General features: G+C 61.1%; 19 protein-coding genes and 1 pseudogene. 10 read left to right on the top strand and 10 right to left on the bottom strand.

Annotated elements, in window-relative coordinates:
• Window positions 1-57 precede the first annotated feature (57 nt).
• From OGR47_RS05370 to OGR47_RS05360, 3 genes are all read right to left on the bottom strand, one after another.
• A complete protein-coding gene (locus OGR47_RS05370; RefSeq protein ID WP_165047592.1) occupies window positions 58-1,272 on the bottom strand; it encodes an SAM-dependent methyltransferase in 1,215 nt (404 codons plus the stop codon).
• Between the two features lie 3 nt (window positions 1,273-1,275).
• Window positions 1,276-2,280 carry an AI-2E family transporter gene (locus OGR47_RS05365; protein ID WP_165047590.1) on the bottom strand — a complete coding sequence of 335 codons (1,005 nt, stop codon included), beginning with the start codon at window positions 2,278-2,280 and terminating at the stop codon, window positions 1,276-1,278.
• 65 nt (window positions 2,281-2,345) lie between these two features.
• Window positions 2,346-3,503, bottom strand: coding sequence for a glycosyltransferase (locus tag OGR47_RS05360; protein ID WP_165047588.1), 1,158 nt, complete (start codon window positions 3,501-3,503; stop codon window positions 2,346-2,348).
• Between the two features lie 158 nt (window positions 3,504-3,661).
• Between OGR47_RS05360 and OGR47_RS05355 the strand changes: the two genes are divergently transcribed.
• From OGR47_RS05355 to OGR47_RS05340, 5 genes are all read left to right on the top strand, one after another.
• Window positions 3,662-4,741: an AI-2E family transporter gene (locus OGR47_RS05355; RefSeq protein WP_165047587.1), complete on the top strand. Its 1,080-nt coding sequence runs from the start codon at window positions 3,662-3,664 to the stop codon at window positions 4,739-4,741.
• A gap of 67 nt (window positions 4,742-4,808) precedes the next feature.
• Window positions 4,809-6,092 (top strand): DUF763 domain-containing protein, encoded by a 1,284-nt coding sequence (locus OGR47_RS05350; RefSeq protein ID WP_206527373.1) that lies wholly within the window; start codon window positions 4,809-4,811, stop codon window positions 6,090-6,092.
• 79 nt (window positions 6,093-6,171) lie between these two features.
• A complete protein-coding gene (locus OGR47_RS05345) occupies window positions 6,172-7,068 on the top strand; it encodes a radical SAM protein (RefSeq protein ID WP_165047583.1) in 897 nt (298 codons plus the stop codon).
• Window positions 7,069-7,242: 174 nt separating this feature from the next.
• Window positions 7,243-7,638, top strand: coding sequence for a DUF2946 family protein (locus OGR47_RS21865; RefSeq protein WP_368856430.1), 396 nt, complete (start codon window positions 7,243-7,245; stop codon window positions 7,636-7,638).
• A 198-nt stretch (window positions 7,639-7,836) separates the two neighbouring features.
• The gene (locus OGR47_RS05340; protein ID WP_165047581.1) at window positions 7,837-8,610 is read left to right on the top strand and encodes a methane monooxygenase/ammonia monooxygenase subunit C; all 774 of its coding nucleotides are present in this window, start codon (window positions 7,837-7,839) and stop codon (window positions 8,608-8,610) included.
• Between the two features lie 135 nt (window positions 8,611-8,745).
• On the opposite strand, the gene OGR47_RS05335 is transcribed toward OGR47_RS05340, so the two are convergent.
• Window positions 8,746-9,084 carry a Rieske (2Fe-2S) protein gene (locus tag OGR47_RS05335; RefSeq protein ID WP_165047579.1) on the bottom strand — a complete coding sequence of 113 codons (339 nt, stop codon included), beginning with the start codon at window positions 9,082-9,084 and terminating at the stop codon, window positions 8,746-8,748.
• A 150-nt stretch (window positions 9,085-9,234) separates the two neighbouring features.
• Here OGR47_RS05335 and OGR47_RS05330 point away from each other — a divergent pair, with 150 nt between their 5' ends.
• On the top strand, window positions 9,235-9,480 hold the full coding sequence (locus tag OGR47_RS05330) for a hypothetical protein (protein WP_165047577.1): 246 nt from the start codon (window positions 9,235-9,237) through the stop codon (window positions 9,478-9,480).
• Between the two features lie 153 nt (window positions 9,481-9,633).
• Here the strand turns inward: OGR47_RS05330 and OGR47_RS05325 are convergent, their stop codons facing one another.
• The 3 genes from OGR47_RS05325 to OGR47_RS05315 form a co-directional block, all read right to left on the bottom strand.
• Entirely contained in the window at window positions 9,634-9,786 is a 153-nt protein-coding gene (locus OGR47_RS05325; RefSeq protein WP_165047575.1) for a hypothetical protein, read from the bottom strand.
• Window positions 9,787-9,891: 105 nt separating this feature from the next.
• Window positions 9,892-11,301 (bottom strand): MFS transporter, encoded by a 1,410-nt coding sequence (locus OGR47_RS05320; RefSeq protein ID WP_165047572.1) that lies wholly within the window; start codon window positions 11,299-11,301, stop codon window positions 9,892-9,894.
• Between the two features lie 467 nt (window positions 11,302-11,768).
• Entirely contained in the window at window positions 11,769-14,369 is a 2,601-nt protein-coding gene (locus OGR47_RS05315; RefSeq protein WP_165047571.1) for an MMPL family transporter, read from the bottom strand.
• Window positions 14,370-15,687: 1,318 nt separating this feature from the next.
• On the opposite strand from OGR47_RS05315, the gene OGR47_RS05310 reads away from it, so the two are divergent.
• The 3 genes and pseudogenes from OGR47_RS05310 (at window position 15,688) to OGR47_RS05300 (ending at window position 17,117) form a co-directional block, all read left to right on the top strand.
• Window positions 15,688-15,963 (top strand): hypothetical protein, encoded by a 276-nt coding sequence (locus OGR47_RS05310; protein WP_165047569.1) that lies wholly within the window; start codon window positions 15,688-15,690, stop codon window positions 15,961-15,963.
• A 257-nt stretch (window positions 15,964-16,220) separates the two neighbouring features.
• Window positions 16,221-16,613: pseudogene (locus OGR47_RS05305) on the top strand (integrase); the annotation flags it as partial.
• A gap of 216 nt (window positions 16,614-16,829) precedes the next feature.
• Window positions 16,830-17,117 carry a DUF2840 domain-containing protein gene (locus OGR47_RS05300; protein WP_306792319.1) on the top strand — a complete coding sequence of 96 codons (288 nt, stop codon included), beginning with the start codon at window positions 16,830-16,832 and terminating at the stop codon, window positions 17,115-17,117.
• A gap of 109 nt (window positions 17,118-17,226) precedes the next feature.
• On the opposite strand, the gene OGR47_RS05295 is transcribed toward OGR47_RS05300, so the two are convergent.
• Both OGR47_RS05295 and OGR47_RS05290 read right to left on the bottom strand, forming a co-directional pair.
• Window positions 17,227-17,580 (bottom strand): transglycosylase SLT domain-containing protein, encoded by a 354-nt coding sequence (locus OGR47_RS05295; RefSeq protein WP_246729498.1) that lies wholly within the window; start codon window positions 17,578-17,580, stop codon window positions 17,227-17,229.
• Window positions 17,507-17,914 (bottom strand): S26 family signal peptidase, encoded by a 408-nt coding sequence (locus tag OGR47_RS05290; RefSeq protein ID WP_323809336.1) that lies wholly within the window; start codon window positions 17,912-17,914, stop codon window positions 17,507-17,509. The genes OGR47_RS05295 and OGR47_RS05290 overlap by 74 nt, the downstream gene beginning before the upstream one ends.
• 16 nt (window positions 17,915-17,930) lie before the next feature.
• On the opposite strand from OGR47_RS05290, the gene OGR47_RS21785 reads away from it, so the two are divergent.
• Window positions 17,931-18,536 carry a lytic transglycosylase domain-containing protein gene (locus OGR47_RS21785; RefSeq protein WP_306792318.1) on the top strand — a complete coding sequence of 202 codons (606 nt, stop codon included), beginning with the start codon at window positions 17,931-17,933 and terminating at the stop codon, window positions 18,534-18,536.
• A 123-nt stretch (window positions 18,537-18,659) separates the two neighbouring features.
• Here OGR47_RS21785 and OGR47_RS05280 read toward each other — a convergent pair whose 3' ends face one another.
• Window positions 18,660-19,079 (bottom strand): hypothetical protein, encoded by a 420-nt coding sequence (locus OGR47_RS05280; RefSeq protein WP_165047568.1) that lies wholly within the window; start codon window positions 19,077-19,079, stop codon window positions 18,660-18,662.
• Window positions 19,080-19,091 lie beyond the last annotated feature (12 nt).

The raw sequence follows: 19,091 nt of genomic DNA, 5'->3' as shown, positions 1-19,091 counted from the left end.
CGCTATCCGTAATTCCCGCAATAGCGGTCGGCGCTTGGCGCGCAGATGCGGCGGCCATCAGAAAATATATTGGTGAGCGCGCGTCCATGGGCGCCGTGCTGGCCTGCCGCCTTCCGGCTTTACAGCGAGCACTTGAGCAATCGAGAGAAAGCCGTGATCGAACGCATAGGCCATGCCCGCGAGATAGACGCGCCAAATTCGAAACGTCTCGGCTCCAACCAATTCGATCGCGTGCTCTCGGTTCTTCTCCAGTCCATCGGACCAAAGCATAAGCGTTCGCGCATAATGTGGCCGTAGATCTTCTATATCGATTACCTCCAATCCAACTTTGGCCATTTCCTCGACGAGGACGGCAAGAGAGGACACCGAACCTCCGGGAAAGACGTAACGTTCGATGAAGTCGCCGCCGCTGGGACCGCGGCGGGCGCCACCCGGCGATATGATCCCATGATTGAGAAAGGCGCCGCCGGGCTTCAACAGCCGGGTGATTTTCTTGAGGTAGCTCGCAATAGCATCGGCTCCGACATGCTCATACATGCCCACCGACGCAATCTTGTCGAAAGCGGCGCTATCCTCGAGCTCGGCGAAATGCCGCAGCGCCACAGTCGCCTTGCCATGGAGGGACGACAGCCGCTCTTTCGCATGATGAAACTGACATTGGCTGAGCGTTACGCCATGACCGGTCACGCCGTGACGCTCTGCGGCCCATTGCAGAAGGGCGCCCCAACCGCAGCCTACGTCCAGAAGAGCCTCGCCCGGCCGTAACATCAGCTTGCGGCAGATGTGATCGAGCTTCTGCTCCTGCGCTCGATCGATATCTTCGTCGCCGTCGTGAAAATAAGCGCAGGAATAAACGAGACGCTTGTCCAGCCAGAGGCAATAAAACGCATCCGAGACATCGTAGTGGCGCCTTACATTGGCGGCGTCCCTTTCCAAGGACCGTCGCCGCAGCCGCAAGCTTGCGAGGAATTTAAGGGCGCGGAAGGCCGACAACGCCTCCAAGCGCTTGGAAAGCCTGACGCCGATTTCTATGAGATCCGTCAAATCCCCTTCGACAACAAGCTCGCCCTTCACATGTGCGTCTCCCAGCAGAGCGAAATCGCCTTTGAGAAGCGCGCGCCAGAGGCCTGGCCTGCTAAACACGATCGCCACCGTCGGCGCGGCCGCGAAGTCGAATGCGTCGCCGTCCCAGAAAATCAGACGCAACGGCAACGAACCATCCGCGAAAACCGCTTTGAGGACCACGAGAGCTCGGCGCCGGAAGGGGTCCATGTGTCATCCATTGCGAATTGGTGGCGGCTCGTCACGCAGCACGGCCAGTGAGGTTTTCACGGCGATCGCCGCTGGGACCGCAAGAACAATCCCCGGAATGCCGAACAAGGCCCCGCCGACAAGAAAGCAAAAGATGATCACCACCGGACTGACAGTCGCAGCCGCGCCAAGCACCAAGGGACCGAGAAGCTGATCGATGGAGAGGCGCAGCACAATCGCGTAAATTGCATAGCCAATCACCGGCCCGATGCCAGTCGCGTTGCGGATCGCGACAAGCCCGGCGATCAGCGCAGAGGCGCCGGGCCCAATCACGGGGATCATTTCCAGCACGCCTGTGATCAAGGCCAGAAAAAGAGCGTGTCGCAAGCCGAGAACGAGGCCGAGTCCGATGTAGGCGGCAAGGATCGCATAAGCGACGACGATGAGAACGCCGAGAATATACCTCCATAGCAGCGGCCCAAGACGCGACCATATTTTTCTAATTACAGGCCGTTTTTCTGCTGGCGCAAGCCAAAGGAGGCTTTCCCAAATCTCGGGCCCCTGCAGGAGAAGATAGAAGAGAAGCACAAGGACGAGGACGCACCCAAAGAAAACCGCAAAGCTGATCGTCCCAAGCTCTGTGACGCGCCCAGCCTGGCCCGTCCAGTCACGCACTGCCGTCGCCGCAGCTTCGGCTAGCTGCTCCGCATTCATGCTCTTGCCTAGAACCATCACCGTCCTGTCATCGACGAAACTATGCGCGAGCTTGCTGAAGACGGATTGGAGGTCTGTGACCAACCGCTCCATTTCCCGCAGCAGAGGCGGTAAGCCCAGTGACGCGATGACGAGCGCAGATGCCAGAATTGCAAGGAAGACCACAACGGCGCCGCCCAGGCGGGAGCCCTGGAACTTGACCGAAAGCCGCTCCACGAGCGGGTTGCAGAGATAAGCCAACAGACTGGCAAGGACGAAAGGCAAGAGCGCCCATCTCAATTCATGGAAGACGACGCCAAGGACCGCGGCGCTCACGATCAGTGTAAGTGCGCTAGGGCTCCGAGGAGCCAAGCCTGCTGCGCTCTCAGGGGCCCGGGTCGTCATCGATAGACCCGCCCTTTCCAGCTTACGCGGCGCGTAAAACGGCATCGAAGGCTGTCGGCCGCGATAAGGGCCCCCAAAGTGTAGCCTAGCGGGAAGAGAAGCCCGTACCAAAAGGGAATTGCAAAGAAACGCGCACCGGCGAGATGAAATCCAAAGGCCGATGCGGAGGCGATCAGCGCAATGGCAAGCGCCAAGCACGCAAATGCTTCGCTTTGATCGCAAGCAATCGCGTCGATGCAAGGGATCACGATAGCGGCCCAGGCGAGGATCAGCGCGCTCGTCGCGGCGCCGAGCGTGCGGCGTGGCCCGCCGAAGGTCTCGACGAGATTTTTGGCAAAGCCCGATCTCAGCCCTGCCCAGTTCTGATACATACGGGCGGAAAGCAATAGGCGTCCGTCGAGAAGCGCGACGCGCCCGCCCTGCTGCTTTATGCGTCGCGCGAGAGCGACGTCCTCACATATGGCGTCGGCGACTGCTTTGTGCCCGCCGACCGATAGGTATGACTCCGCGCGGATGAGCAGAAACTGGCCGGAAGCGATCGCGTCGGGATGTCGCTGCGACTGCAGCTCCTGCAGGCTTTGCGAAAAGGCGAGGCAGTAGAGCCCGCAAGGCATAACGAGACGCTCTGCCCATGTCCCGAGATTTTGCCTGGGCGCAAGCGAGAGGAGATCGAGGTCATGCGATTTGGCTTCTCGAACGGCGCTCGCCAACAGCTGCGGCTCCGCGACCACGTCCGCATCGATAAAGCATATCCAATATGGAAGCTCGCATAGCGCTTGCGTCGCGCCAATCCAGCAGGCGTGGGATTTTCCGACCCAACCGTGAGGAAGCGGCGGACTGGCGTGGACGACAAAATTTCCAAGCTCTGCCGCGAGTGCCGAAGCTATGTCGCTTGTGCCGTCCGTCGAGTGGTCATCTACGATACACACGCGGAACTGCGACCGTGGGTAGGTTTGTCGCGATAATCCGCCGATACAGGCAGCGATGTTGGCGGCTTCGTCTCGTGCCGGGATGACGACAAGCACGCTCTCGGCAGTCGCCGCCGGTGGCGCCGGGCTCGGTTGCGCCATCGATAACAAGCGACGTTGCGAAGCGGCGCGGCCGATCAGCAATGCAACAATGCTCGCCCATATGCACGAAATGATAAGCTCCATGAGAGTCTCCGCGCAGTCGAAGACGAACGAAACAAGTGACGCGTTGGTTCCAACCGCACAGGGACGCGCAAGCGTGGTCCGGCGGAACTGGGCCTCTTACAGCGCGTTCCAACTGCGGCGCTTCACGCTCTTTTGTTGACGGAGAGAAAGGAGGCCGGGTGACAGACGCAGAATTTACCAAGCGATCGGCGATCTTTATCGCTTTGGCGCTGACGCCGATACTCGTCTGGTGGCTTTTCGACGTGATCGTTGTCGTGATCGGGGCGATTCTCACCGCAACGCTGCTCGATCTGTGCGCACGTCCCTTTCAACGCCTAGCAGCGCCGCGGCCCGTTGCGCTGCTGGCGTCGGGCCTTCTTATCATCGGGGTAATCGGCGGCGTTGGCTATCTGTTCGGGGCTGGCGTCGGCTCAGAAATGCAGGAGGTGTTTCGGCGCATAGAGGAGGCGAGGCAGAGCATCGACAAAGCGCTACACGAGTCCGCCTTCGGAAATCTGTTATTGTCTCACATAAGCAACGCCAACGTTCCCCTTGCGCAGCTTGTGGGCGGCATCTTCCGAATAAGCGCGACCTTCCTGCTCGCCGTCATCGTGACTTTTTTCGCCGGGGTTTATTTGGCGGCGCAGCCGACGCTTTATCGCGACGGCGTCAGCATGCTGTTCCCCTTTGAAATGCGCAGCACGGTCGATGAAACAATCGATCATCTGGCGGACGGCTTGAGACTATGGTTGCAGGGCCAATTGATGCAGATGGCGATCATCGGGTTGCTGTCGGGCCTTGCAGTTTGGGTCATCGGTCTCCCCTCGCCTGTCGCGCTTGGGGTAATCGCCGGCGCATGCGAATTCATCCCTTATCTGGGGCCGATTGTCGCCGCCATACCGGCGGTCCTTGTCGCCGTGACTCTCACTCCTTCGGCAATCGCTTGGACAGTCACCGCCTATGTTTTGATTCATCAAACGGAGGGTCACCTCGTCATGCCCCTGATACAGCGGCAGATGGTCTATATCCCCCCAGCGGTCATGGTGCTCAGCATTGCGGCGATCAGCTCGCTTTTCGGCTTGGTCGGAACGATCTTCGCAGCCCCGCTGACCGTCACCCTGTTTGTTCTCGTCAAGAAATTATATGTTCGAGACTCGCTCGGCGAGCGGACCGCGCTACCGGGCGAAGCGCCGACCGGACCCGCCAATCTTGGCGCCGTTCCGGCGAAAACTTCGCAGGCGGGGCGCGAAGAGCTATAACGGCCTTGCATGTCGGGCTCGAGCGGATACATCCTGCCTGTACAAGTCGGTTTTCCGGGATTCTCGCGTGACACGACGTTCAGGCAGCGCCGATCTGCCGCTTCACTACGGCCGCGTTCCGGCGTGGCTCAGCCGACGCATGGCGAGCCTCGGCGCGGTGATCGCCGAAGCGATTGTGCATCATTACGGTCGCGACGAGTTCCTGCGCCGTCTCGCCCACCCATTCTGGTTCCAATCCTTCGGCGCGGTCATGGGCATGGATTGGCACTCGTCAGGCGTCACCACCAGCGTCATCGGCGCGCTCAGACGCGGCCTGGAGCCGCTTGCAGGAGAGCTTGGCGTCCATGTCTGCGGCGGCCGAGGCGCACGCTCTCGGCAAACCCCGCTCGAGCTGACGACCATCGGCGAACGCGTCGGCTTCGACGGTGAGGCGCTTGCGCGCGCCAGCCGGCTGGTCGCCAAGGTGGATAGCGCCGCCGTGCAGGATGGATTCGATATCTATCTGCATGGCTTCATCGTGGCCGACGACGGCAAGTGGGTGGTCGTTCAGCAGGGGATGAACGGCGAGACGCGCTATGCCCGCCGCTACCATTGGCTTTCCGAAGGGCTCAAAGACTTTATAGAGGCCCCTCACGCGGCGATCGATGGCGAGAACCAGGGGGAAATCGTCAACCTCACCGACTACAGGGCCAACGCCTCGCGCACGCGCCAGCTCGATCTTCTGCGGGATCTTGGACCGGATGGCCTTCTGCGCGAGATCGCCGCCACCGAAGGAAGAACCGAGCCGCCGCCCGCACAGGCGACGCTCCCACACCTTTTCATGCCCGCCCATCATGATGTCCGCCCCAAGGATGTGATGCTCCGCAGGTTGCACGGCGCCCTTGCCTCCGCGGCTGATCAGGGACCGAAAGACTTTGCGGATTTGCTGCTTGTCCCGGGCGTTGGCGCCCGCACGGTTCGGTCATTGGCGATGGTGGCCGAGATCGTCCATGGCGCGCCCTGCCGCTTCGCGGACCCCGCGCGCTTCTCACTCGCTCACGGCGGCAAGGACCGCCATCCCTATCCGGTTCCCCTCGACGTGTATGACAAGACGATCGATGTATTGAGGAGCGCGATCAGCAAGGCCAAGCTCGGAAACGCCGACAGGCTCGACGCCCTTCGCCGGCTCGATGAGCGCGCCAGGCGCCTCGAGCGTAGCGCCACAGGCCCCTCCCTGCCGGAGTTCGTCACGGAGGAAAGGCGACGCTCGCACGAATATGGCGGGCGAAGCGTATCGGGCTGGGAGCCCGCTCCTGCAGACGCCGAGGAGCCGCCCATGACTGGCCGCCAAAACAAAGCGTCTCGCTCCTGAGCGCTTAGAAAAAGACGTTTCGGCTGGCGCCGCAGTTGCGTTAAGCTCCGCCACCCCATCCAACGCTCTGCCGCCCCACATGACGAACGCCCCCATTCACTATGTCGAGCCCGTCTACCGCCCGCCGAGCGAAGCAGACTCGCTGATCCTGCCGATTACCAATGGTTGCTCATGGAACCGTTGCACATTCTGCGAGATGTACACCGCTCCGCAGAAGCGCTTCCGCCCTAGAGACGAGCGCGAAACGCTGGAGAGCATCAAACGCTGCGGCGACCAATTCGGCGGAGAGGCTAAGCGCGTTTTCCTGGCGGATGGGGACGCAATGACGCTTTCGACCCGCCGCCTCGTCTCCGTGCTCGAGGCGATCCGCCGCGACCTGCCGGGAGTGCGTCGGGTGTCGAGCTATTGCCTGCCGCGCAACGTCCGAAAGAAATCGGCGGCGGAGCTTAGAGAGCTCAAGGAGCTCGGTCTTTCGCTCGTCTATGTCGGAGCGGAATCGGGCGACGATGAAGTGCTGGCGCGGGTCGACAAAGGCGAAACTTTCGCAACCACACGAGAAGCGCTCGAAAAGTTGCAGGAGGCAGGCGTCAAGCGCTCGGTCATGATCCTCAATGGCCTGGGCGGCAAAGCGCTATCCCGCCAGCATGCGCTCAACTCCGCGGCGCTGATGAATGCCGCGCAACCGGAATTCCTCGCCACGCTCGTCGTGAGCTTTCCTTACGGCGACGCTCGGCTGCGCGGAAATTTCCCGGGCTGGGAGCCGCTCGACATTCTGGAGCTGATGCAAGAAATGGAGCTGTTCCTTTCGGCGCTGGAGCTGAAGAGGACGGTCTTCCGCAGCGACCACGCCTCGAATTGGCTCGTTCTCAAGGGAACGCTCGGCGCTGACAAAACGCGTCTGCTCGAAGAATTGCGCCGGGCAATCTCCGCGCCGGAGGCGGCGCCGTTACGGCCGGCCTGGGCGCGCGGCCTGTAGCCCCACCGCCCGGCTGGTTCGGCGACGGGCGAACTTCACAGCGAGCGGGCCGCGCTTCGCCCGCATGACACAGATCCTGCGCGGCGTTTCGCCGCATATGGGCTCGATAGGGGTTTGCTTGACCGCCTTCGTGTCCCTCTCTAGCCTCTCGTCCTGGAACCAAAGGCGGCGGCGGTGGATCCAAACCTCAAGCGAGAGAGCAGCTTTACGCGGCTGCTGGCGACAATCGTCGCCAGCTTGCTGCTCTTGCAGCTTTCTTTCGCGAGCGCGCCGGCTCTCGCGGCTGCCAATCTTGATGTCATCTGCTCGACTCAAGATGCGCCAATCGACAACGGATGGCCAGCCGTTCCTCATGGCGGCCATCGTCACGGCCTGTGCTGCATCTTGCATTGCGGGTCGTTGGGCGCGCCGCCGCCGAAAACATACGCCGCCATCAGAGTTCCAATTTCGCCCGCGACGACGATTGAATTGCCGCCGACGCGATCTGCTCCAGAACGTCGGATGGAGCCTAAAAGAGCGCCGCAGTCTCCACGCGCGCCCCCTTCCCAGGCCCGAGCGGTTTCCGCCTGAGATCATCCCTTTGCGACTTCCGCCGCAGAGGCGATCACGGATCGCGAGAAGAACCGCGTCGCGGCGCGCCGATTAGCGCCCCCCTTTCGTTTCAAGACGCTTGAGCAAAGCCAGCCTCTTGCCGGGCCTTTGCGCCCCGATAGCAGCCGCGCGGAAAAGCCCTCCGCGCGATCGATAGCAATTTTATGGAGATAATCGATGAGCATCACCGACACGCACGCCGCCGGCGCCGCACAGCGCGCCACGCGGATCGTCAATATCAAGCCGCTCCTTTTTGGCGTTCTGGCCTTGACCATTTTCGTCGCCTTGCTTCGCATCTTCGAGCAAGCTTTCGGCTGGACCGCCGGACTCGACTCCTTCGACCCAGAGTTCCAGCTTTATTGGGGCAATCTGCTCAAGGCCGCGATCGTCCTCTCTATTGCCAGCGCAACGCTCCTTGCGGGCTACCTCTGGCGCACACGCGACCGCGAGCTCGAAAAGCTTTCGCCCGCTCGGGAGACGCAGCGGCTTCTCTATCTCGTGCAATGGCTGGTCGTCTTTGCGCTGGCCCTGTATTGGGGCCTAAGCTTCTTCTCCGAGCAGACCGCCGTCTGGCACATGACCGCGGTGCGCGACACGGATTTCACCCCCAGCAACATCGTCACCTTTTATATTTCCTACCCGCTGTTCGCGATCATCGGGCTCGGCGCTTTCTTCTATGCGAAGACGCGGCTGCCCTTTTTTGCCCAGGGCTACTCGCTCGCCTTCCTTGTGCTGGTCGGCGGCGTCTTCATGACAATCCCGAACGTCGGGTTCAATGAATGGGGCCACACCTCCTGGGCGATGGACGAGGGCTTCGCGGGCCCTCTGCATTGGGGCTTCGTCTTTTTCGGATGGATGTCGCTCGGCGTCTTCGGCGTGACGTTGCAGATCCTCGGACGGCTCCGTCAGCTTCTTGGAAAAGAAGTCGTTGAAGCTTTGCTCCGACGCTGATTGACGATGCGCGCATAAACCCTGCGCACGTCGTCCGGCCGGCGCCGTCCCTCCCTCGACAGGCGCCGGCCGCCCAAGCTGCTCGGTCAGCTTCGGCGACAGGCTCGACCCTTTGGCCACCCCGGCGGGTAAGGATCACGCCGGCGCACGCGCCGCCTTGGCCGGGCCGACGTCGACCTGAATCTCGTCGCCCTCCACGCGTAGCTCGTAAGGATGGAGAGCATTACGCACGAGATGCGTCACGCATTTGCCGCTGGCGCCGTCGAATCCCCACTGGTGGTGCGGACAGGATACCGTCTGCCCGTTAAAGGTTGCCTCGCTCAGCGGCATGTCTGCATGCGGGCAGCGCCCGCGATACGCCTTGAGCTCGCCACCCATTGGCCAAACCAGGAGCACGCTTTTGCGACCGGCCTGGAAGAGGCCCATGTCCCCTTCGCTTACGGCGCTTGTCTGACAGATAAAGGTGAACGCCATCGGGGTCGCCTTCTCAAAGAAAGATATCGACCCTCCGACTCGCAAGTTGCGGACCAGCATGCGCTCCGACAGGCGGCCCCAAAATCCCTGACAGAGCGCGCTTGCCAGGCTCCTCGGGCGCCATAGCTGGTTCGACCAGGAGGAAACGCCATGGCTGCGAAGCGTCTGATTTTTGCGGCCGCCGCCGCGCTCCTTGTTGGCCAAACGATCGCGCAGCCGGCGGCCGCAACCGCAATCTATGTTGGCCCTTCAATTGCCGTGCGGCCACCGCCCTACGCCTGGCGAGAGTGCCCGACGTGCTACAAGGGACACGATTTCGGCCGCGATTGCTTCCAGAACGTCTGGAACGGGTTCGAGCAGATCTGGACCAATGTCTGCCTGTTGGGCTGGCACTAGGCGAATGCGCCCGACGGCGTGCGATAGTCGAGAACGCATTCCGAAACAAAATGCGCTCGACACTCCCGGTCTAAGCGTGATCTCTCCTCGCGTGATTTTCTGCGAGCAGAAAGCGCGCTAAGCGCCTTGGCGACCTCGCCCCGCCCTGCCGTTCTATTCCTTTTTCTGGGCCTTGTTCACCGCGGCCTCCCGTAAGCCTTGCGCGATCATGACGCCGAAGGCTTCATGCTCTTCGTCGGTCAAATCGTCGAAGCTCTTGCCGAGGGCCTTCGCAAATTGTTCTTCAAGCTCAGCGATGGAGGGCATGCCGTCTCCCTGGGTTGCGTGCCTTCCCTGAGCATTATCAAAGGATAAAATCAATCAAAATCATATTGTTACAGACATGGAGGCGGTTGGCGGCGCGTTTGGGTCTCAAGCCATTTCCGCTTGCGCGCCGCTAACGCTCGCGCCGTCATATGCGCGCAATCTCCAGAAAGACAGAGACGAGAGGACAGTCAGCCCGCCAAGAAATAGATAAGCGTTGTGAAGGGCGCCAATGACCGCCTGGGGATTGGACTGCGGCGCTGCGCCGAGAAACCAGGCCGCCGCCAGCGATCCGATCGCAAGACCGAAGCTCATCGATACTTGCTGGAACGAGCTGGCGATGGTGGCGGCCATGCTCGACTCCAGCGGCTCGACGTCTGCGTAGGCCAGGCTGTTCATACTTGTGAATTGAAGCGAATTGAAAAAGCCCAGCGCAAAACCGATTGCGACCACGGCCTCGAGAGGCGTGTTCGCGGTCACCAGGGAATACAGGCCGGTCGTCACGCCGATCATCACAGTGTTGGTGACCAGGATGGTGCGGTAGCCAAATCGCGCGAGTATGGGCGCCGAGATGAATTTCATGCCCATGGCGGCCGCCGCCGTCGGCATCATCAGCAGACCCGATTCCCACGCTGGAAGCCCAAGGCCCACCTGAAACAACAGAGGCGTCAGAAAGGGCAATCCACCGACGCCGAGTCTCGTGACGAAGCCGCCGGTTACCGAAACGCGAAATGTCCGCTTCTTGAACAAGGCAAGATCGAGCAATGGAAAAGCGGCGCGCCGCGCATGCGCCCAATAGGCGAGAAGAAGCGCCATCGCTATTGCAAAAAGCCCAGCGCCGAAGGCGGGGCGGATTTGATGCTCTCCAAATATTTCGAGAAGCCAGGAAAGAAGCGCCGTCCCCGATCCAAACAGGGCGAGGCCCACCCAGTCGAAAGGACGTCTCGTGTCTTCCACATAATTGGGCATGTAGCGATGGACCAGCCATTGCGCGATCAGCCCGATGGGGACATTCACGAAGAATATGTCGCGCCACGAGAACCAATGCACGATGAGGCCGCCAACCGTAGGGCCGAGAAGAGGCCCCACAAGCGCCGGTATGATGACGAAGTTCATCGCCGTCAGCAGTTCCGCCTTTTCGAAGGTCCGTACGACGGTTAATCTTCCGACCGGGGTCATCAAAGCTGCGCCGGCGCCCTGAAGAATTCGGGCGACGACCATTTGCCCGGCGTTTTGAGACAATCCGCACAAAATCGACGAGACTGTGAAAACGGCGATGGCGGCGGCGAAAACCTTTCTTGTTCCGTAGCGATCCGCCATCCATCCGCTCACCGGGATGCCGACGGCCAGACTCAAAACATAGCTCGCGGCGACCGCCTTCAAGCTCAGCGGGCTCACTTGCAAGCTTTCAGCCATGGCGGGGACGGCTGTATTTACGATCGTCGCGTCGAGCTGCTCCATGAAAAGCGCCGTCGCGACCACCCAAGGCAGAAACCGCTTGATCGTATGCTCTTCCATCAAGCCTCCCTATCTGCAAATCATCGCAACAGACTTCGCCTTCACAGATTGTAAAACAGGCGTCCCGCGAAATAGTAGTCCGGGATTGAATGGGACCAAATGCAATGCGCGCCTGTCCCTGGATAGAGGCCGGCCAAGCGGCGCGCGGGGGTCTGCTTTCTGGATCTCATTTGCGGCTGGCTCGATCCGAGCGCGCTTGCCCAAAAAATTTTCGCGCAACCGGCGAACCGCAAGACGTTCAAAAGATTGAATCGATGCAACGCTCTCGGGCGTTGTGATCGAGCGAACGGAAAGCTCCGAGGTTTCCCTCAAGAGGGAGACCCAACGACGGCCAGCTCGACCTGGCGGCTGACTTGTGAGCTTCAGGCAGCCGCCATATTCCTGTACGCGAGCAGCGCGGCTCGGCGAAGAGCTTAGCCGGCTTGCGCTGCTGCAGCAGCCCCAGCGGCAATTCCTCAATACCGCGATTACCGAGCGTCCCCGTCCTCGGCTTCCCCCTCTCGCGGCTCGCCCATCAGCGCCGGCTGGAGCAGGACAGCCGAGGCCAACGTGCAAGCCAGCGAGAGCGCGAGCAGCTCGCCCATGCTGGACATTCCCGGATTGCTCGACACCGACAGGCTGCCGAAAGCCGTCGCCGTCAGCAGCGCGCTGAAAAACACGGCGCGCGTCAGCGGCGATTGGAGGAACGCCATCTCGCCGCGCCTCCAAGCTGTAATGTAGTAGATTTTGAACGCGACGCCGACGCCGAGCAGCGCCGGGAAGGCGATGATATTGGCGTAGTTCAGTTTGAACCCGCTCAGTGCGCAAATCTCGAGCGTGACGATCGCCGCAACGACCAGCGGAATCAACGTCAGGAAAACATCGCCGATCCTCCGCAACGGAATCCAGAGGATAACCGCAATCACGCAGAAAGCGATCGCGGCCGCCTCGACCAGCGCCGTGATCATCGTCCGGGACCACATCAGGATAGCGACCGCCCGCCCTGTCGCGTTGGGCTCGGCGGCCAGCACCGCGCTCGCGAAGCTGCGGATCGTCTCCTCACTGTTCGGATCGCCTTTCGGCAAGATGTCGACTCTTTGGCGCCCATCCTCGGAGATCCAGGAGCGCAGAAACGCGCGCGGCAGCGTTTCGAGCGTGACCGGAGTCGGATCGAGCGAAAGCCGCAAGGCGTCGAGGTCTTCCCCAAGCGGCGTGAGAAATGCGGTCTCCTCTCTCGCGCGCGCCGATGCGTCCGCGCCAGCCAGCGCGCCGAGGTCATTGGCCAGACGTCGAGCGGCTTGCGATCCCGGGCTATGCTCCCGGTCCGCGGCGCTCTCGAGCTCTCCGCGCGCCGTCTCGAGCGCCGAAACACTGTCCTGGTCGGTCGGCTTCGGCTTCATCTTGGGGCTGAAGGCTGGGGCGAGCGTTTCATTGGCGCTGCGGATGATATCCAGCTTGGCCGCCTGATCGGTGGGGATCAAGCTCTTTATCGTTCGCGCGTCCAGGACCTGCGGAATCACGGCGACTCTGGCGGCGACAGCCTGAGCGTCTTCATGCGGACCCACAACGACTTGCGCAGAGTTGGCGTCTATCATCGGATCGCGGCTCAGTTCGAGGAAAGTTGTGACGGCTTGCGATGTCTTCCGCTGGAGGTGAAGCGGATTAAAGTCGAACACTAGGGAAGGGATGAAAAACGAGCCTGCGGTGACGAGCAACGCCGTTCCGCCGATAATGGCGTCACGCCTCCGTCTCAAAACGCGATCCACTGGCGCAAGCCTTGGCTGCGCGATGGCGCGCGGCTCTATTGGCGGATTGAGCGCTTTGACGAGCGCCGGCAAAAGCGTGAAGGTCGATGCAAAGGCCACGATCATGCCGAGGCCGGCGATCTCCCCAAGCTGCGCTAGCCCCCGATAATGCGTCGGCATGAACGAAAGAAAGCCAGCGGCCGCCGAAACTGCTGCCAGCGTCAGCGGCACGCCGACAATTTCCGCCGATTGCATCAAGGACTCGGTCAATTGCGCCGCCTCGTGGCGCTGAGCGCGATATCGAACCGTATATTGAACCGCGAAATCCGCTCCGAGACCCACGAAAAGCATGGCGAAGGCGATGGAGATTGGATTGAGCGCGCCAGCGACAAGAAGCCCCAATCCAGCGGTGACAACGAGGCCCAAGGACAAAGAGACGACGACGGCGACCGTAAGCCGCCAGGATCGCAGCGCCGCCCAAAGGATGGCGATAATGATCGCCCCTGTAATGGCGCCGTTGACGGCGCTTCCCTCCTGCACGCTGGCGAACTGCTCGTCGGAAAGCGGCACGGGTCCCGTGAGTCGTATATCGGCCTGGTATTTCGAATGCAGATCGCGATCCGCGACAGCCTTGCGAATGGCGTCGCTTGCTTTCTTTCCGGGCTGAAGCTCCTTGGTGAAGAGCTTTGGTTGCGCCAGGATCAATCGCCGGCGTCCGGATGGCTCCGAAGCGCTCTGAAGGATATCCGCCCAGGAGAAGGCCGCGGGCTGAGACCGCGCAAGCCTTTCCAGCGTGTCAGAAGCTTCGTTGAAGGATTTGGCGAGATAGTCGAGCGAATAGCCCTCGGCCTGCAACCCGTGCAGAACATAGACGATCGTTTTTGCGAGACCTCGCAAGCTCTGGTCGCTTACAAGGAAGGTGAGGATGGGCTTTGCGCTCGTCAGCCGATCCATGATCTGCCGGACATCCTCTGTCGGCAGAAAAATAAAACGGTTGCGCGTGAAAAACTGCCCGCCTCCCTCCTCCTCGACGGTTCGAAAAAGCGCCGGCTGCTCGGTCAATGCAGTCGCAAGAGCATGCGACGCCGCGCCCGCCTGCTCGGGCGTCGGCGCTTCGACAACCGCGAGAATCGTATCTCTCCCTTGAGGAAAAGCGGCCTGATAAGCCAGTTCTCTCTGCCGCCAGGGCAGGTCCCGCGAGATCAGATTATTGACGTCCGTATCGATCGCAAACATCGCGTAAGAAAAGACGCCAGCCGCGACCGCGAGCGCCAGCCAAAGCAGGATCGCCGTGCGGCTGTAACGCACTGAGCAATGGACAAGGAACAGCAGAGCGCCGAGCACGCGTCGATCCCGGGTTGACAAGGGCTGGTTTTGAAAATGGCGTCTCCGCTCAGCGTGGAAATGGGTGATTTGCTCCCAACGGAGTGAGGGGCATCGACGCCATCGGCGTCGATGCAGTGCGTTTGCTGCGCGCACGAGATCGAAATTTAAGGCCGCGATGCGCGCGAAACACGCCAGTGAACCGGATAAATAAGCAATGTTCCCTGCGCGGCGAGTCGAAGTCTCTCCGCCTTCAGCTCCATCACGACTCGCCCACATTCCCCTCCGAGATACGTTCTCCCCACGATTGTTCCTGGAAAAACCGTTTCTATCTGCCGGCCGTCTGACGCCGGATCGGACCGTCTGGAGGAGGAAAACAAGGAAGCGCGTCATCAGGGCCATGACGATAGCGGCTGCGATCGCCGCGTGCGCCTCATTCGCGAATGCGCAAGGGTGGCGGAGCCGGCGGAATGGGCTCCGGGGGCGGGAGCGCCGGCGGTTCGAGCATTGGCGGCAGCGGGACAGGCTCTCGAGCGGAACGATGGGTGGTCAGAAGAATTCCGGCGCCGGGAACCCCGGAACGGACGGATCCGCCGGAACCGATACTGGCGCAGGAACGGGCGCCGGCACGGGAACGGGCCGTTAGCCGATCGCGCGCCCGGCAATGTCCGGGCGCGCCATTTTAGGGGAAGGTTTGCCAGAGAAGGCCATCCACGACAAAAGGCCCATTTCTGGAACAATCAAAAGACCAGCAGGTTGATTAGATCTCATTACTCCCTCCCAACTCGAGCGCCTGGCTTGAAAACCAGGCGCTTCTTTGTGTCTGCTAAAAGAGAGCGCCTGTAGTTGGTAAGGAGTGCGATAGGCATGCTGCATACGCGACCGCTTCGACCACTGGATTTGACGTTTCGCGGCCTCGCCGTCTTTTTCACTCTGTCGGCGGCACAGCCATCGGTGGCAGCCTCACAGAGGCGCGTTCGCGGCGCCGACAGGCACGTGACGATGTGCGCCTATGAGTCGCAAACGGCCGTCGCTCGACGTCATGGCCTTACGGGACAAGCGAGCGATTTCTTGGCGCTGCGAATCTACGCAAACCCAAATATGGCCCGAGAAGCAGATGATGCTTTCGACACTTGTGTGAGAAAGCAGAAGTAATAATCCGTTCGTCGCCGCTGCGCCTTGTCGAAGGCGTGGCGCCGATCTCGACGGAGTGTCCGAGGTCGCCGCGCGCCGTGCGGCGACGTTATCGACCGAGTGACCGGCGGGCTCGATCTTTGCCTTATTTTTGCTTCAACCGATTGCTTGAATTTAATACGCTTGTTTGAAATGGACGTTCATCATGTTTGAAAGCCTTATCCGGCAAACGGTCGCCCTCGCCGCGCTGTTGCGCGCTGCTTTTGCCAATGCCGCTCTCGGCCTGATCGCGGCGCTTCTTATTCACTGGACGCCGGTCGGGCAAACGACGGAACCGCGGCAGGCGGCGGCCAAAGCGGAAAAGAGCTTCGCTGCGCCGATAGGCGACGACCTCGCCGGCGGCGTCGCCTCCAAGGCCGCCTCGGTCGGTCACGCGCTCGTCGACAGGCTCGGCGCCTCAAATCTCCGGCCGCGCCCTTAAACCCGCGCGCCCTTTGAAAAGCCCCCGCGGTCGCCGAGCGCGACCACCCGGCCGAAGATGTTGGGGAGAACCGACACACGCCCTTGTTTATGGCGCGCCCGAGAGGATTCGAACCTCTGACCTCTGCCACTATGACTGTTGGTTTTTCTTGAATTAGATCATCGCCGAGAGCACGCTGCGCCAACCGAGATTTTCCATCCGCACGCTTCCGTGGTGCTTCCGCGAAAGCAGGGTAGGAATCATTCCGAAAGTGCTTTATGGTCAAGCTGACCAAGAGAATCGTCGACGCTGCGGTTAGTCGCGACAGGGATTATTTCATCTAGGACGACGAGCTTCCAGGTTTCGGCCTGCATGGGGTATGGACACCAGAAGCGGCCCGCCAGGAAGCCAAGATTCAACTCGGCCGCATCGCCAAAGGCCGCAACCCTGCGGAAGAGCGGCAGCTCGATCACAAGGCGATCACGGTCAAGGAGCATTGCGCGTTGTATCTGCGCGATCTGGAAGCCGGATTGATCCTCGGCAAAGGCGGTCGCCCGAAGAGGCCGACCACGATCGGCACCGACACAGGCCGTATTCACCGACACATCATCCCGCTCGTCGGCACCCGGCGCGTCAAGGAACTCACAAAGAAAATGGTGCCTAAGCCATTGTCACTGCGTTATTCACGGCGCTCCTAACGTACTAACTTCGGAATCCTTCGGATTCCTTCTAACGTCCTGTGCCCTTCATCCAACCATTGCCGATAGGGCAAACAGCCAGCCGTTAAGAGAAGAAAGAACGCCCACGACTCCTCACGCGCGATACGCGTGCAATAGGCGCCATCTGGCCGAAAGCGGCGTCGCCTTCCAATGTAACGCTTACGCTCTGTGCCACTCCGACCGCCTTGGCCCGGCGCCAGGGAACCCTGCTCGACTATCCCGGGCGTAAAGCCGGGGGCGGAGATTTTGCTGAGGACCGTCGGTTGGGAAAAGATGCAACGTGTCCTTCGCGCCATCGACGCCGTCGAAGCGCTCGGCTACTTCCCGCACGAGGTCTGTCCGGACCATTGGCGGCATGTGCACAACCACCTTGCGGCCGGGCTGCTGCCACGGGCCAATTCGCGCGAACGTCATCGCGCCTGGCTGCTGCGCGCGGCGATGGAGCGATGCTCATGAGAACGCTCGCCCTCGCGCTCGCTTCACTCTGCGCAATCGCGTCGACCTTCACAGGGACCCGTCAGCCGCTTCTCGTCTAGAATGCTTCGGCCAGCGCGTCCGTCGGACTCTACGCCGCCCGTCCGTACAGCGCGCTCGCAATCGCCGATCTCGTTGTCGCCGGACCGCCGGAGCCTCTCGCCGACTGGCTCGCGGCGCGTGGATAATTGCCCAACCCGGCATAGGTCTCCGGCATGATTTGCATAAGCCCGATCGCGCCTTTTTTGGAGACCGCTCCGATATCGGCGTCGCTCTCGGCGCGCATTACGGCGCGGAGCCAACGAACCGGGAGATGGAAGCGCTGAGAGGCTTCAATCATCGAATTGGAGATAACGAGACGTAGCGAGGTCTCATGCGCCGTAGGTGCGCGGCGTGACGTTTCGCCCTGCACGGGGGTAGCCATCAGGGCGCGGAGCGAGACCACGACAATCGCCCGCAAACTCGCCGGTCGGCCCAGACTCGTTGTGTGCACGTTTAGCCTGACGCAAAAGAATTGATTGATTATCAGTCGTTCCTCTTCGGTCCAAATGGGCTTTGCGCCCGACAATGGCTTTGACAGGAAACGCGAGAAAGTAACGGCCGTCGAGCGATGCAGGCCGGTCCCAATTGAGAAGGAAAATTTCGCCGGGAAGGAGTGTGAAACATCCGTTCCAACGCGGTAGATCGCAGCCAGCGTGGTCGCACGCGTTTGCTTCGGCGACGACGCTTCCATCGACCGAGATCATGCGATCCCCCCGGCAGACTTTCTGCCCGGGCAACGCGGCGATCCGCTTGATGAGCAGCGCCCCTTTGCAGGTGCGCTACTCACTCGGTCCGGATCCATTCAATCCGCATGACAATATTCATGCCGGCGCGGCCTATCTCAGCGAATTGCTCGACCGATACGGCGAACGCGGCTTTCTGGCGACTTACAACGCCGGCCCGAAGCGTTGCGAAGACTATCTTCGTGGTCGTTCCTTACCAACCGAGACGACGGATTATGTCGCGCAACTTTCGTCTGAGCTCCACTTCAATGAGCTTCCCACAAGGTATGTTACCCTGCCACCCGATGCCGCTCATTCGCAAATTTTTGTAGCATGCGAAGCGTCAAATGATCGAGCGTATAAGGGCTCGACGGATAGCGTCGAGGATATTCCGAGAACAGAGAAGGCGGTGCGTCACCTTCTCCTTTCAGCGCAACGAGACGTCAGTATTTTTGCGACAGATATGCATCATCGCTTGCTGTTCTCTTGCGCCCCGGCGGCCTTTTCGTCGCTCGCCAAGTCCCGCAAGCGTCCCGATGACCTCCCTCTCACATTTTCGCAGCATAGAGAACGTCCTCGCGCCTTTGCGCGACAGTTCCGCCGAGGGAGCGCAAGCGACCGAGCTAAGGCAGGATAAAAGGGACAGCCTGTGGCTTGGTCCGGAGGCCGTTGTCGTTGCGCTTCAATGCATTGTCACAGGCTGTGCTTTTGGGGCGCAGCCTGTCATTTTGCATATGTCTTTGAGGAGACTCCAAAATTTTCACCTCGTCTGCGCTTCGTCATATTGCGTGACGACGACATTCGTGTCCGGCCGGGCCGTATCCGCTCGACGAAGCCGGGAAGAACAAGGAGCTTCGTCTCGCGAGTGCTGACCGCCACGCAGAAGGCGGGCGGTCTGCATCATTCGGCCGCGCGCGGAAAGGGGTGTGGCACCTTCGGCCACGGGCGCGCGGCGGGCCTCTCGGCGCTGCACGGCCTGACCTCCCATTCCCGCGGCGTTGTGATCAAAGCGCGCGTCGCGCGCCACGGTCCGAAATTGGCACCGCTCCCAGCGCATCTTACCTATCTGCAACGCGATAGCGTCACCCGCGACGGCGCCCCCGGAAGAATGTTTGGCGCCAATGGCGACGAGGCGGATGCGCGCAACTTCGCGGGGCGTTGCCAGAGCGACCGACATCATTTCCGGTTCATC

The organism is Methylocystis sp. MJC1 (assembly GCF_026427715.1).
Classification (GTDB): Bacteria; Pseudomonadota; Alphaproteobacteria; order Rhizobiales; family Beijerinckiaceae; genus Methylocystis.
Note: the sequence above shows the minus strand (reverse complement) of the source record. Positions and strands in the feature narration are given on the sequence as shown.